The following is a 13,047-nucleotide window of genomic DNA, read 5'->3' on the forward strand; positions in this document are numbered from 1 at the left end:
TGTTATATTTTGCTTATGTCTGAAAAGAATTTTACACTTCCTAATAAACTTGAAATTGAAAAACGCTATGAAAGCTATAGACCCGCATTCAATGAAATTCTGGAGAAAATTGAAAATCTGTTGAAACAGAAAATCAATTTGCCTTCAAATCCTACTTATAAAGCCAGAATAAAATCTTTTCCTAGCTACTATAAAAAAATCCTTAGGCAAAAAGCCAAGGAATCTTCGGAAAGCAATGAGCTTGTTACTCTTACGGATATGATTGGCATACGTGTAATTTGCGCTTTTGTTGAAGATCTTGCGCTTGTTGAAAAGCAAGTTGTGGAATCTTTTGATGTAAAGGAAATTGAGCGTAAAGGCGCAGACCAGTCATTTAAAGAGTTTGGATATGAGTCAGTTCATATTCTTATTGCAATTCCTGAAAACTGCCTGCCTGAATCAGGAATTTCTCCTGAGCTTAGGAAAAATCTTGTGTGTGAAATTCAGGTTCGCACAATTTTGCAGGATGCCTGGGCGGAAGTTGAGCATGAGCTTATTTATAAGTCTGAATTTAATCCTTTTGATAAGCCTTTGCGAAGAAAACTGGCTTCCATAAACGCAAGTCTTACTTTGGCGGATATTATTTTTCAGGAAATCAGAGATTATCAGAAAAAACTTCAAAATGAGCTTGGTGAGCGACGGAATTCCTTTTATGAAAAGGCTGATGAATTTTCAGAAGAAATGCTTGGGCAATCTCATCATCAAGCGGCAGAGTCTTGTTCCATTGAAAGTCCGTTTTCCAAAGGCAGCATAGATGATTTGGTTCTTACAGCATTGCACGAGCATAACACAGGAAATTTCAAAAAAGCGGTTGAAATTTATACACAGATAATTAATTCTGAGCCACTTCCGCCTACAATGGTTTTGAGTGTAATTTACAAACATAGGGGAATGGCGTATTTTGCGCAAAGTCTTTATGAAGAAGCCTTGAGGGACTTTAAGAAAAGTGTTGAACATGATCCAAAATGCTTTAGGTCGATTTACTATGAAGGCATTGTCTATTCTGTTCAGGGGAAGGATAAAGAAGCTGTTGAATGTTTTGACCGTTCGCTTGCAATTGATGCTTTCCAGAGCCACGTTTATTACAGAAGGGCATTGGCGCTTTTTAATCTTGGAAACTATACAAAGGCAATGGAAGATGTGAACAATGCATTGAAGCTTGGTCTTGAAAATGAAGATTTAAATACCCTGAAGCTAAAACTGATAAAAAAATTTGATATGAATATGTAAAAAAAATGACTTTTTTAGTATTTTGCTATTGACATAAAATGCTGATGTATGATATATTCTGATTATCGCAATGAGCAATAGCTCTTGTATATGTCTCCCTCGTCTAGTGGTTAGGACATCGGGTTTTCATCCCGACAACATGGGTTCAATTCCCGTGGGAGATGTTAAAGGCCTTGATAATTTCAAGGTCTTTTTTTTTATTTAAAGCAAGTTGAATAGAAAGTTTTTTAGACAAAAAAATTCCCCAGCTGTATGCCGGGGAATGAAAAATTTTATACTAAGCAGAAATTATATTGTCTAAAAGTTTTTATTTGTTATAAAATCATTACGATTATTTTTGCTGTCAAAACAACTGAAACGAGTGCGAGCGGGTAGGTTGCGGCATAAGCAGAAGAAACTTCGTCTGTTCCAGCAGTTGCAATCAATGAACCCAACGCCGGTGTGCTTGTCATTCCGCCTGTTATAGAACCAAGGTTGTTGAAAATGCTTAGCTTGAACACATAGCGTGCGATTATGTAGCCTACAACCATTGGAACTGTTGTCATAACTGCGCCGTAAATAAAGTATGAGAATTTTACATTTGAAACAAAGTTTACGCCGCCAGGAACTCCAGCACCAATAAGGAACAAGACAAGTCCGAGTTCACGCATAAAATTCAGTGTCTGCTTGCTGATTCTGCAGTCAAGTTTTCCGATTCTTCCGAAATGACCGATTATAAGTCCTGCGACAAGAGTTCCGCCGGAATTTCCGAGTGAAAAGTTGATTTTTGGAATTTCAATTGCGCCGATTATGCAGCCAAATGCAACAGCAAGGAAAAATGGAAAAAATCCGAATTCTTCAAGCTGAATAAGCTTTGCCTTTGGCTCAGGAATTACTACAGAATTTGCCGCGACAAATGATTCTCTTTCCTTTGCCATGTCAATTTTTAAAATTTTTGGAACAAGCTGAACAAAAAGAACAACTCCAAGAACTCCGTAAAGATATGCAATTCCGTATCCTGCGCTGATTGCGTCCTGATTTACATTTGGAACTTCTTTTGCCGCTGAAAATCCTGGTGTGCTTGTAAGTCCGCCTGTCAAAAGTCCTGCCGCCATTTCTGGAGAAAGCGTGTTGTCAAATTTAACGAAAATTGCCGCTGTGATTCCGCCGATTGCAATTATTATTACACCAAGCAAAAGATATGCAATTGATTTTCTATTGAAAGTGCGGAAAAACTTTGGACCTGCAATGAGTCCGACCGCTGTAACGAAGAGAGCTGTTCCGATATTTGAAACTAAGCCGAAACTTGACTTTATTGAATTGCTCCACAAAGTGATTTTTTTTGCTTCAATTGAAAATTCTGGAAAATAATGGATTAAAATACCATAAGCAAGGGCAACAATGAGAACGCCAGCAGTTCCCAGCGAAATTCCTTTTACATTGATTCCGCCGAGCATAAAACCAAGCGCGCCAATAATAAAAATAATGAAAATAACCGACAGTGTGGAGGAACACAGCCCGGCAAGATAAGTAAGCATTTTTTTACCTCTATAAAAAATATATTCTATTAATTATATCACTTTGAAATAACTTATACAATGTGTTCTATAAGATATGCAATTTAGCAAAATTCTTTTAGTTTGAAATTTCTAAAAATGGACAAAAAAATGCCCCCTAAAAAGGAGGCATTCGGAATAATGAAAATCTATTGACTTTTATTTGACTTCATTTTTAAGTTCTTTTCCTTCTGTAAAGTCCAAAATGTTTTGAAGCGTTGTGTTTGCGATTGCCTTGAGCGCATTCTGGGTAAGAAAGGCCTGATGTCCAGTTATAATTACATTCGGGAAAGTCAAAAGGCGGGCAAGCATATCGTCTTTTATAACGTCTGCGGACCAGTCGGCAAAGAAATATCGGCTTTCTTCTTCGTAAACATCAAGCGCCGCGCCTCCGATAGTTCTTTTCTTTAAGGCTTTTACTAGTGCATGAGTGTCGATTAAAGCGCCGCGTCCTGTATTTATTATAACTGCATCGTTTTTCATCATGGAAAGCGATCTCTCGTTTACAAGATGCTTTGTGTCGTCTGTTAAAGGGCAATGCAGGCTGATTACATCACTTTTTTGGAACAATTCAATAAGCGGAATGTATGTAAATCCTTTTTTTTCAGCCCAGTCGTTGTCTGGATATGCGTCGTACATTACGATTTTCATTCCGATTCCAGAAAGACATTCTGCCATCACTTTTCCGATTTTTCCAGTTCCAATGATTCCGGCTGTAAGTCCGCACAAATCCCGGCCTGTGAGTCCGTTCAAGGTGAAGTTTCCAGAGCGAGTTCTTAAATATGCCTGAGGAATTTTTCTTGTAAGGGAAAGCAAAAGTGAAAGCGCGTGTTCTGCTACGGAATGTGGAGAGTATGCTGGAACTCTTGCAACTTTTATGCCGAATTCTTTTGCGGCTTCAAGATCTACGTTGTTAAAACCTGCGCATCTTAATGCAATCATTTTTACGCCGCATTTTTTCAGTATGGAAATAACGGTTCTGTTTATGGTGTCGTTTACGAATGTGCATACAATGTCATAGCCAGATGCGGTCAATGCAGTTTTTTCTGTCAGATGAAAGTCAAAAAAATCAATGTTGAACAAAAAATTCTTGTTTTCCTCTGAAAAAGATTCCTTGTCATAGCTGCAGGCATCATAAAACGCAATTTTCAATTCCTTGTTTTCCATAAAAAATCCTCCGGTAAAAAGTTTCAATTTAAATATACAATTTTTTTGTTTAATTTGCATTAATTTATGTTTTTTTGTTAAAATTTTGTGAAAAAGTTGCTTTTATTTTGAAAATGATTATCTTTATTGGGTGCAATGTAGACTTGAAAAATTTTATTCAGTTTATATAATGAAAGAAAATATAATACTTGCGAGGTGTTTTTATGACAAAATTAGGTGCGTTTGCTATTGGTGTTGCGGTTGGCGGAGTAACTCTTGCCTTGGTAAAAACAGCTGGATTCAAAAAAGTCTGCTCTAAAGTTATCAGCGCAGGAATGCAGCTAAAAGATGACGCTGCTTCTTTTGTTGAAACTGTAAAAGAAGACGCGGAAGATATAAAGGCAGAAGCTGCTTACAATAGAAACGCAGCAAAAGCAAACGCTTAAATTGCTTACCTTGAATTTCGAGTTTTGATAAAATATCACTTAAGTGTCATTCCCGTGCTAAGACACGGGAATCTGTTGTAGCATTTCAATAGATTATCGGGTCAAGCCCGATAATGACAGTAAAATTTAAAAATATCTTTTTAAAAAGGGATTGCAATGGATTTTCAGATTTCGCACAGTCTTCCGGGCAGAGTAAGGCTTAGATATGAACGTCATATTCTGTCTTTGCGTCAGGCAATGCTTGTGCAGATGCTTGTTGGTCTTCAAGAAGGAATAATTTCTGTTTCTGTTAATACAGTTTCAGGAAGCATTCTTATTGAATACAAAGATACTTCCTTGGAAACAGTTCTTTCGTATATAAAGGCTCTTGATGGAAAGTATCTTGATGATGAGAATCTGCTTTCGAGCGTTTCTGTGCCTTCTGTGCAGGAAAGTCTTTTGGAATCGTTGCTGTCCCTTACAATTGAACATTTTCTAAAAAAACTGCTTCCGCTTCCGTTGAGAAAGATAATTTCTCTTGTTTCGATTGTTCCTCGTGTTCAAAAAGGCTTGGCAAGTGTGGCGAGAGGAAAGCCATTCTGCGCGGAAACTCTTGATGCGGCTGCGATTTCTCTTTCATATTTGACTGGCGACATCGATACGGCTGGAACTATAAATTTCCTTTTGAATATCGGCGACACTCTCGAAGATTACACAAAGCGAAAGTCCCACGACAATTTGACTCAGTCGCTTCTTATAACTGATGAAACTGTTACAATTGTTCAGGACGGAGAAGAAAAAGAAATTTCCACGCAGCTTTTAAAGGCTGGCGATGTTGTTATTGTGCGTGCCGGCTCTGTAATTCCTGTTGACGGAACTGTTGTAGACGGCGTTGGAATGGTAAATCAGGCTTCGATGACTGGAGAAGCGATGCCTGTTCAGCGTGAAAAAGGCTCATCCGTTTTTGCTTCAACAATTCTTGAAGAAGGCGAAATAAAAATAAAAGTGAAGGCTTGCGGCGGCGAAACCAAAGTAAGCAAAATTGCAAATATGATTGACCGCTCAAATTCGCTTAAGGCTGCGAGCCAGGAAAAAGCGGAGCGTGTCGCGGACAATCTTGTAAAATACAACTTTTTGATTGCCGGTCTTGCGTATTTCTTTACGCGCAACTTTACAAAGGCGGCTTCAACGTTGCTTGTGGATTATTCTTGCGCCATGAAACTTTCTGCTCCGATTTCAGTTCTTTCTGCCATGAGGGATTGCGCCCGGAATGGAATTCTTGCAAAAGGCGGAAAATTTCTTGAGGAATTCGCTGAAGCTGACACAATTGTGTTTGACAAGACAGGAACATTGACAGAATCAAATCCTGTTGTAAAAAAGGTTGTTGTTTTTGGCGACAGAAATGAAAATGAAGTTCTAAAACTTGCCGCTTGCCTTGAAGAGCATTTCCCGCATTCTTTGGCGCGTGCGGTTGTAAACGAAGCTGCGTCCAGAGGATTGAATCACAAGGAAGAACACACAAAAGTCGAATATATTCTTGCGCATGGAATTGCTTCTAGCCTTGACGGAAAAAAGCTACGTATAGGAAGTGCGCATTTTATTTTTGATGACGAAAAAATTCCGCTTACAAAGGAAGCCGAGAACTGCATAAATACAATAACTGGTTGTTCCCAGCTTTATTTTGCAATCGACGGAGAGCTTGCCGCTATAATTGTAATTGAAGATCCAATCAGAAAAGAATCTTGCGCTGTGATAAAAAAACTGAAAGATTCCGGCTTTAAAAATGTGATTATGATTACAGGCGACAACAAGCACACTGCAAAAGAAGTCGCGGAAAAAACTGGCGTGACGGATTTTGTTGCTGAAGCTCTGCCTGACACAAAAGTGTCTTGGATTGAAAAACTTAAAAAAGAAGGGCACAAAGTTGTTATGGTTGGAGATGGAATTAATGATTCTCCGGCTCTTTCTGCGGCAAATGTTGGAATCGCAATGGGAAAATCAAGTTCAATTGCAAGCGAAACTGCGGATATTCTTCTTCCTGATGACGGCTTGGATTCGCTTCCAGTTCTGCGGAAAATAAGCCGCAACTTGATTTCAAGAATTCACGGAAACAACCGCGCTATAATTGGAATAAATTCTGCGCTTATTGCTGGCGGACTTGCAGGCACTATAACGCCGCAAATGGCTGCCTTGCTTCATAACAGCTCAACAGTTGCAATCAGCGTGAATGCGATGAGTTCTTTGGATTAAAAAAATGATTGTTTCAAGTTTTTTTCCTGGAAGAATCCGTTTACGCGATGAAGCTTTTAAAGACAATGATATATTTTCCGCATTGTATTCAGCCGTGGGAAGCCATTCCGCTGTAAAAAAAATTGAGCGCAATGAAAGAACCGGCAGTATTCTTGTTGAATACATTCCTGAAAATCTGCCCATGGAAAAACTTCTTGCCTTAAAAGACGAGCTTCTTTCGCTTGGAAAACTTGCGGAATCCTACAACAAAAAAAACAAGCCCATTATTCTTGAAAAAATTCAGGAAATTGAAAAAAAACTGAAATAACTTTGCATATTTTATAGCTTTTATTATATTTAAAGTAATTCTCTTTCTTAACGGAGGTTCTTTATGGATAACAAGGCTATGTTCAATTTGTCTTATGGGCTTTTTATTTTGACTGCAAAAGACGGCGCAAAGGACAACGGCTGCATTGTGAATACTGTGGGGCAGGTTACTTCCCAGCCAAACAGAATTTCTTTGACAGTAAACAAAGCGAATTATACGCACGATATGATTCTGAAAACAAAAGAATTCAATGTTTCCGTTTTGGCAGAAAATTCTAAATTTGAAACTTACAAGCATTGGGGATTTCAAAGCGGCAGAAATGCAGACAAACTTGAATCAATTTCTTTTAAAAGATCTGCAAACGGCCTTGTTTATATTGCGGAGGAAACAAACGCATTTTTGAGCGCGAAAGTTGTTTCTACTTTGGATTTGGGAACGCACACGCTTTTTATTGCTGATGTAACAGACGGTGAAGTTCTGTCGCAAGTTCCTTCAGCAACATATTCATTTTATCAGAACAATATAAAGCCAAAGCCAGCTTCCGCGGAAAAGAAAAAGGGCTTTATTTGCACTGTCTGCGGATATATTTACGAAGGCGAACCTCTGCCTGACGATTTTGTTTGTCCTATATGCAAGCATCCAGCCTCGGATTTTAAGCCGCTTTAACGAAATTTGTGTGCTTGAAATCGTATTTTAGCTGTTTTTATGCTGAAAAATTCAAAATTTTTCTAAAAAAATAATATTTTTTGCAAATTCATATTGACATTTTTTTTAGGAAAGTATATATTCTTAATCACGGTAACCAAAGTGAAGAGGCAATACCCGTTCCCATCCCGAACACGGAAGTCAAGCTCTTCTACGCTGATGATACTGCTAACGCGGGAAAGTAAGAAGTTGCCGTATTTTTATTTTAAACGCTTTTCATTTTTCCAATCAGTAAAAATCTTTCAGTTTTAATATTTTTCTATTCAGCGGCTCTGAAATTTTAAGAAATTCTTTTTAGACAGTTTTATTTGCTAGAAATCGGTTTACAATATAACTTACAGTTTCTAAATCGTAAGATGAAAGTTTGCTTAAATCGTTTATAAGGTGAATAAGTTTTGCTTGGCAGGAAGATTCTGGGATTTTTTCTGATTTTCCTGTAACAAGATAGCGGACTGAAACTCCTAGAACATCAGCGATTTTTACAGCAAGCTCTGCGTTTGGGACATTTCCGTTGTTTATTCCAAGCGAAATTCCGCTTACTGCGAATCCTGCTTTTGCCGCAAGCTCTTTGCGTGAAATATTTTGATACTGAAGCTCATTTTCCACATTTTGCCAGAAAGACATAAAAATAAAATATCAAAATTTTAAATATTGTACTGTTTTTTGATTAAAATTTTGACTTTAAATCCTTTAAATGTTAAAATATTAAAAACTTTTGGCCAAAGGAATTAAAATTTTTAACATTCTCAAGGAGATTTCTTATGAAAAAATTTTGCACTTTTTGCGCAAAAGCAGTACTTCTATGTCTTTTGGCGTTTTTTGTGTCTTGTTCTGGCGGTGGAAGTTCTGGTTCGGATGAGTCTGAAAATGGAGTTTTGATTCAGGCTGAAAAAAGCAAATCCGCAGATGGTGGCGTTCTTCTAAAAATTTCAAATCTTCCAAAAGTAGAAAACAGTGTAAGGATTTTATATGAAGATGGAAGTGATGACTTGATTTATCACAATGGAAATGCTTCTGATGACTATGAGCTCGAGTATCCTTTTGTTGAGGCGGGGCAAACTTATAAATTTTATGTTGTAACAAAAGTCAATGGCAATGAAATCCCTTCCAGTAAGGCTGCTATAGTTCCAGATTCCGGCGTGGGAGAATTCCGTCTAAAAGAGCCTATAAAAGTTGATTATTCTGATAATTGCATAAAAGTTACAAGAGGAGAATTTAAAGGTCAAATTGAAAGCAAATTCAGTCCTAAATGTCAAATTCAATTATGGGAAGATCCTGAATGGAATGGAGGTTTGGGTGAATATGAAACTGACAATTTGGACTTGAGCAAAGTATATGGCGTTAATCAAAAAGATGTTTATTACTTTATTTTGTATTCAATCAATTATAACAATAAAATGATTCGTAGCTATCATAATTGCAACAACAATGGATGCGTAAAAGTTGATACAAGCAACGTAAAGTATAAATATGCGTATGATGAATCTGCTTGTTCTTATTACTCTGGTGCAACTTTGGAAAATGGCTGGAGCATTGAAAGTGGTTATATTCCAACTGGCATGAATCCTGCGTCTAGCAATCAAAGTGCAAATGGAATTTCTTTTTCTATCAGCAAAGATGTAATGAGAGAATATGACAGTCGCGTATACTTTTCAACAAAAAGTGTGAAATTCAAAAAAGCTTTTGATGGTTATACTTCTGTAAAATCTGTAAAAGCAAAGGTGAATGGAACTTCTGGCAACTGGTTTGAAATGGGAATTTCTTATCAAAATACTAACGATGAAAACAAAAGGTATGGTTGGTATTTTACTAAATTCTGCACAGGAAGCGAAAGTGAATTTGAAATTTCGACTCCTGCTTCTGGGATAAAAAATCTGCAAGTTTTCTTTGAGCCATTGGATGCAGGAAGCTATGAAGTTTCTGATATTCAAATAAAATAAAAACTTAGAAGTTGAAAAGTTTTCCCGGGGAATTTTCCTCGGGATTTTTTTGCGTGAATAAAAATTCATTTATCTTATTTCAATTGATACTATCTGAAAAAACTTGTATACTAATCAGACTCTTTATTATAGAAAGAAATTTACTTTTGTCGAAAAAATGCAATTATATTTTTAGGATTTAGCAATGAAATTTACAGAATTTTCTTTACACGAAAGCCTTTTGCAGGGAATTGAAGGTGCAGGCTACGTGGATTGTACGCCGGTTCAGGAGCAGGTTTTAAAATCTTCTTTGGAAGGAAGAGATTTGTATGTTCAGTCGCAGACAGGAACTGGAAAAACTGCGGCGTATTTGACAAGCGTTATTCAGGAGCTTTTAACACGCGGAGAAGCGGCTGGAAAAAAGGCATTGATTATGGTTCCTACAAGGGAGCTTGCGGTTCAAGTTCAGGAGGAAGCTCAAAAGCTTGCAAAGTTTACTTCGCTTAAATGCGCAAGTTTTTATGGCGGCGTTGGCTATGACAAACAGGTTTCATCCTTGAAAAAAGGCGTGGACATTATGATTGGAACTCCGGGTCGTGTAATTGACTTGAACCATGGAAACCAGATGGACTTGAGTTCTGTTGCTTTTCTTGTGATTGACGAAGCCGACAGAATGTTTGACATGGGATTTTACCCGGATTTAAGAACGCTTATAAAAGTTTTGCCTTCAAGCGAGCAGAGACAGACAATGCTTTTTAGTGCGACCTTGAATTCTTATGTAAAAAATCTTGCCTGGGAATATACGCGCAATCCAGCTGAAATTACAATCGCCGCGGAAAATATAACAGTTGACGAAATTGCCCAGGAACTTTTCCATGTTTCAAGCGATGACAAAATGAAACTTTTGCTTGGAATTATTTCGCGTGAAAAGCCTGAAAGCCTGATTGTTTTCTGCAACACAAAAAAAAGCTGCGAGATTGTCGCAAAACGTCTTAGAATGAACGGATTTGAAAGCGAATTCATAATCGGAGATCTTCCGCAGAAAAAACGCCTTGCTATAATGGACAAATTTAAAGCTGGAGCTATAAAGTGCCTCGTTGCCACCGATGTCGCCGCCCGCGGAATTGACGTAAACGACCTTGCGATGGTTATAAACTACGACTTGCCGAACGAGGCTGAAAACTACGTTCATCGAATTGGAAGAACTGCCCGCGCCGGAAAATCAGGAAAAGCATTCACGTTTTGTAGTGAGCAGGACGTTTATTCCTTGCCGCCAATTGAGCGTTATATCGAAAAGCCCATTCCTAGCTGTGTTGCGGATGAATCCATGTTTGCGGAAGACAAAAGCGCAGGCGTATACATAAAACTTGACAGCTACCACGAAGATTATAATGACAAAAGCGAATTTGGCCGCCGCCGAGCAGCTGAATACAATAGAAGAAATGGCAGTTCAGACAGAAGACGTTCTTCAAAAAAAGGAAGCGGACGTTATTCTTCACGCAACGAAGAAGCCAAAAAAGAATACAAGCGTGACAGACGTGTTTATATTGATGAAGACAAACTCGCCGCAATGTCAACAGAAGAACGCATGAAAGTTTACAAGGAAAAATACGCGTCCCTTGCTTCTTCATCTTCGAATAAGCAGAAAGTTTCTTCAAAAAAACAGAGCGTTGCAAAGAAAAATTCTTCAGCGCAAAAAAATATTTCAGGCAAAAAGAATTATTCTTCAAAGCCTGCGGAATCTAAAAAATCGCCTCAGAAAAAAAGCGTGTTTGCTAGAATAAAATCCTTCTTTGGAAAAAAATAAATCGGAGAAAAAAATTGATTACAGTAACAGACGTAAGCCTAAAATTCAGTGAAAAACCTTTGTTCAAAGATGTGAACATAAAATTTATGAAAGGAAACTGCTACGGAATTATCGGTGCGAACGGCGCGGGCAAGTCAACTTTCTTGAAAATTCTTTCCGGCGAAATCGAGCATGACACGGGAACAATCACAATTACTCCCGGCGAACGTATGTCGGTTTTGAGTCAGGATCACTTTAAGTACGACGGATATTCGGTAAAGGAAACCGTAAAAATGGGTTATCCGAAGCTTTATCAGCTGGAAAAAGACATCGATGCGATTTACGCAAAAGAAGATTTTTCTGATGAAGACGGGATGAAAGCTGCGGATATGCAGGCGGAATTTGGCGAGCTTGGCGGCTACGAGGCTGAAAATCAGATTGAACAGATGCTTTCAGGTCTTGGACTTGAGGAAGAATTCCACGACAGAATGATGAGCGAGCTGGATGAAAGCCAAAAGGTTCGCGTGCTTCTTGCTCAGGCTCTTTTTGGAAATCCTGATTATCTTATTCTCGATGAGCCTACAAACGGTCTTGACCTTGAGTCCATTATTTGGCTTGAGGAATTTCTTTTGGAATTTGAAAACTGCGTTATTGTTGTTTCGCATGACCGCCACTTTTTGAATGCAGTCTGCACATTTACTTGCGATATTGACTACGGAAAAATCACGCAGTTTACTGGAAACTATGATTTCTGGTATCAGATGAGCCAGATTCTTCAAAAGCAGGCAAAGGATCAGCAGAAAAAACGCGAGGACAAAATGGCGGATCTTAAGCAGTTTATCCAGCGTTTTGCAAGCAATGTTTCAAAGTCAGGACAGGCTTCGAGCCGCAAAAAAATGCTTGAAAAAATGGAGCTTGAAGACATTCCAGTTACAAGCCGCAAATTTCCTTATGTTGGATTTCAGCCTGAACGCGAGATTGGAAACTTTGTCCTTACCGCTGAAAAACTGAATTCAAAGGACGATGACGGAAATATTCTGCTTAATGATTTCAGCATTACAATTCATCCTGGCGAAAAAGTTGCTTTTGTTGGAATGGAGCACAACTCGATAACTTCATTCTTCGACATTGTTTCGGAAACAAAAAAGCCGGAAAGCGGAACTTACAGCTGGGGACAGACTACAAGCCATAGCTACATGGGACGCGACAATTCAGTGTATTTTAACAATGAGCTTACAATAACTGATTGGCTCAAGCAGTATTCTCCTGATCAGGACGATGCTTATGTCCGCGGATTTTTGGGACGAATGCTTTTTTCCGGCGATGACGGACTTAAAAAAGTAAAGGTTCTTTCCGGCGGCGAAAAAGTGCGCTGTATGCTTTCAAAAATGATGCTTAGCGGCGCGAATGTTTTGATTCTTGACGATCCTACAAATCACTTGGATCTTGAGTCAATTGAAAGCTTGAACGAAGGGCTTGTAAAGTTTCCGGGCGTTGTAATGTTTTCAAGCCACGACCATGAATTTATTTCGACAATTGCAAACAGAATCATCGAAATTACTCCAAAGGGAATAATCGACCGCATGATGAATTTTGACGATTATCTCAAGAATGATCAGGTTAAGCAGCTTAGAAAAGAATATTACGCCGGCTTGAATAAAAAGATAAGGATCTAGTTTCAGCGAAAATTTGTGTGAATCCGTGC

The 13,047-nt window shown here is 38.3% G+C and carries 11 protein-coding genes, 1 tRNA gene and 1 rRNA gene; 10 read left to right on the top strand and 3 right to left on the bottom strand.

Translation table 11 applies throughout. The features are described from left to right. Window positions 1-15 precede the first annotated feature (15 nt). Together Q0H92_RS08795 and Q0H92_RS08800 are read left to right on the top strand one after the other, a co-directional pair. A complete protein-coding gene (locus tag Q0H92_RS08795) occupies window positions 16-1,269 on the top strand; it encodes a tetratricopeptide repeat protein (protein ID WP_296013879.1) in 1,254 nt (417 codons plus the stop codon). A 92-nt stretch (window positions 1,270-1,361) separates the two neighbouring features. Beyond that, a tRNA-Glu gene (locus tag Q0H92_RS08800) sits at window positions 1,362-1,433 on the top strand. Window positions 1,434-1,583: 150 nt separating this feature from the next. Here the strand turns inward: Q0H92_RS08800 and Q0H92_RS08805 are convergent. Further along, complete coding sequence (locus Q0H92_RS08805) at window positions 1,584-2,786, bottom strand: YidE/YbjL duplication (protein WP_296013883.1); 1,203 nt, start codon at window positions 2,784-2,786, stop codon at window positions 1,584-1,586. A gap of 177 nt (window positions 2,787-2,963) precedes the next feature. Beyond that, complete coding sequence (locus Q0H92_RS08810) at window positions 2,964-3,971, bottom strand: 2-hydroxyacid dehydrogenase (protein WP_296013886.1); 1,008 nt, start codon at window positions 3,969-3,971, stop codon at window positions 2,964-2,966. A gap of 203 nt (window positions 3,972-4,174) precedes the next feature. On the opposite strand from Q0H92_RS08810, the gene Q0H92_RS08815 reads away from it, so the two are divergent. The 5 genes from Q0H92_RS08815 to rrf all read left to right on the top strand — a co-directional run bounded on the left by Q0H92_RS08815 (window position 4,175) and on the right by rrf (window position 7,835). Then, on the top strand, window positions 4,175-4,396 hold the full coding sequence (locus Q0H92_RS08815; RefSeq protein ID WP_296013890.1) for a DUF6110 family protein: 222 nt from the start codon (window positions 4,175-4,177) through the stop codon (window positions 4,394-4,396). A gap of 156 nt (window positions 4,397-4,552) precedes the next feature. Continuing rightward, the gene (locus Q0H92_RS08820; RefSeq protein WP_296013893.1) at window positions 4,553-6,625 is read left to right on the top strand and encodes a heavy metal translocating P-type ATPase; all 2,073 of its coding nucleotides are present in this window, start codon (window positions 4,553-4,555) and stop codon (window positions 6,623-6,625) included. Window positions 6,626-6,629: 4 nt separating this feature from the next. Beyond that, a complete protein-coding gene (locus Q0H92_RS08825) occupies window positions 6,630-6,932 on the top strand; it encodes an HMA2 domain-containing protein (RefSeq protein ID WP_296013896.1) in 303 nt (100 codons plus the stop codon). A 63-nt stretch (window positions 6,933-6,995) separates the two neighbouring features. After that, window positions 6,996-7,598: a flavin reductase gene (locus tag Q0H92_RS08830; protein WP_296013899.1), complete on the top strand. Its 603-nt coding sequence runs from the start codon at window positions 6,996-6,998 to the stop codon at window positions 7,596-7,598. 128 nt (window positions 7,599-7,726) lie between these two features. After that, a 5S ribosomal RNA gene (gene rrf / locus Q0H92_RS08835) occupies window positions 7,727-7,835 on the top strand. A gap of 96 nt (window positions 7,836-7,931) precedes the next feature. Here the strand turns inward: rrf and Q0H92_RS08840 are convergent. Next, window positions 7,932-8,261 (bottom strand): helix-turn-helix transcriptional regulator, encoded by a 330-nt coding sequence (locus tag Q0H92_RS08840; protein WP_296013904.1) that lies wholly within the window; start codon window positions 8,259-8,261, stop codon window positions 7,932-7,934. 137 nt (window positions 8,262-8,398) lie between these two features. Here Q0H92_RS08840 and Q0H92_RS08845 point away from each other — a divergent pair, with 137 nt between their 5' ends. The 3 genes from Q0H92_RS08845 to Q0H92_RS08855 all read left to right on the top strand — a co-directional run bounded on the left by Q0H92_RS08845 (window position 8,399) and on the right by Q0H92_RS08855 (window position 13,018). Then, window positions 8,399-9,577 carry a hypothetical protein gene (locus tag Q0H92_RS08845; protein WP_296013910.1) on the top strand — a complete coding sequence of 393 codons (1,179 nt, stop codon included), beginning with the start codon at window positions 8,399-8,401 and terminating at the stop codon, window positions 9,575-9,577. A 184-nt stretch (window positions 9,578-9,761) separates the two neighbouring features. Next, the gene (locus tag Q0H92_RS08850) at window positions 9,762-11,363 is read left to right on the top strand and encodes a DEAD/DEAH box helicase (RefSeq protein WP_296013913.1); all 1,602 of its coding nucleotides are present in this window, start codon (window positions 9,762-9,764) and stop codon (window positions 11,361-11,363) included. A 14-nt stretch (window positions 11,364-11,377) separates the two neighbouring features. Next, window positions 11,378-13,018, top strand: a complete 1,641-nt coding sequence (locus tag Q0H92_RS08855; RefSeq protein ID WP_296013916.1) for an ABC-F family ATP-binding cassette domain-containing protein — start codon at window positions 11,378-11,380, stop codon at window positions 13,016-13,018. The last annotated feature ends 29 nt before the right edge of the window (window positions 13,019-13,047 follow it).

Source organism: uncultured Treponema sp., assembly GCF_934725225.1.
Classification (GTDB): domain Bacteria; phylum Spirochaetota; class Spirochaetia; order Treponematales; family Treponemataceae; genus Treponema_D.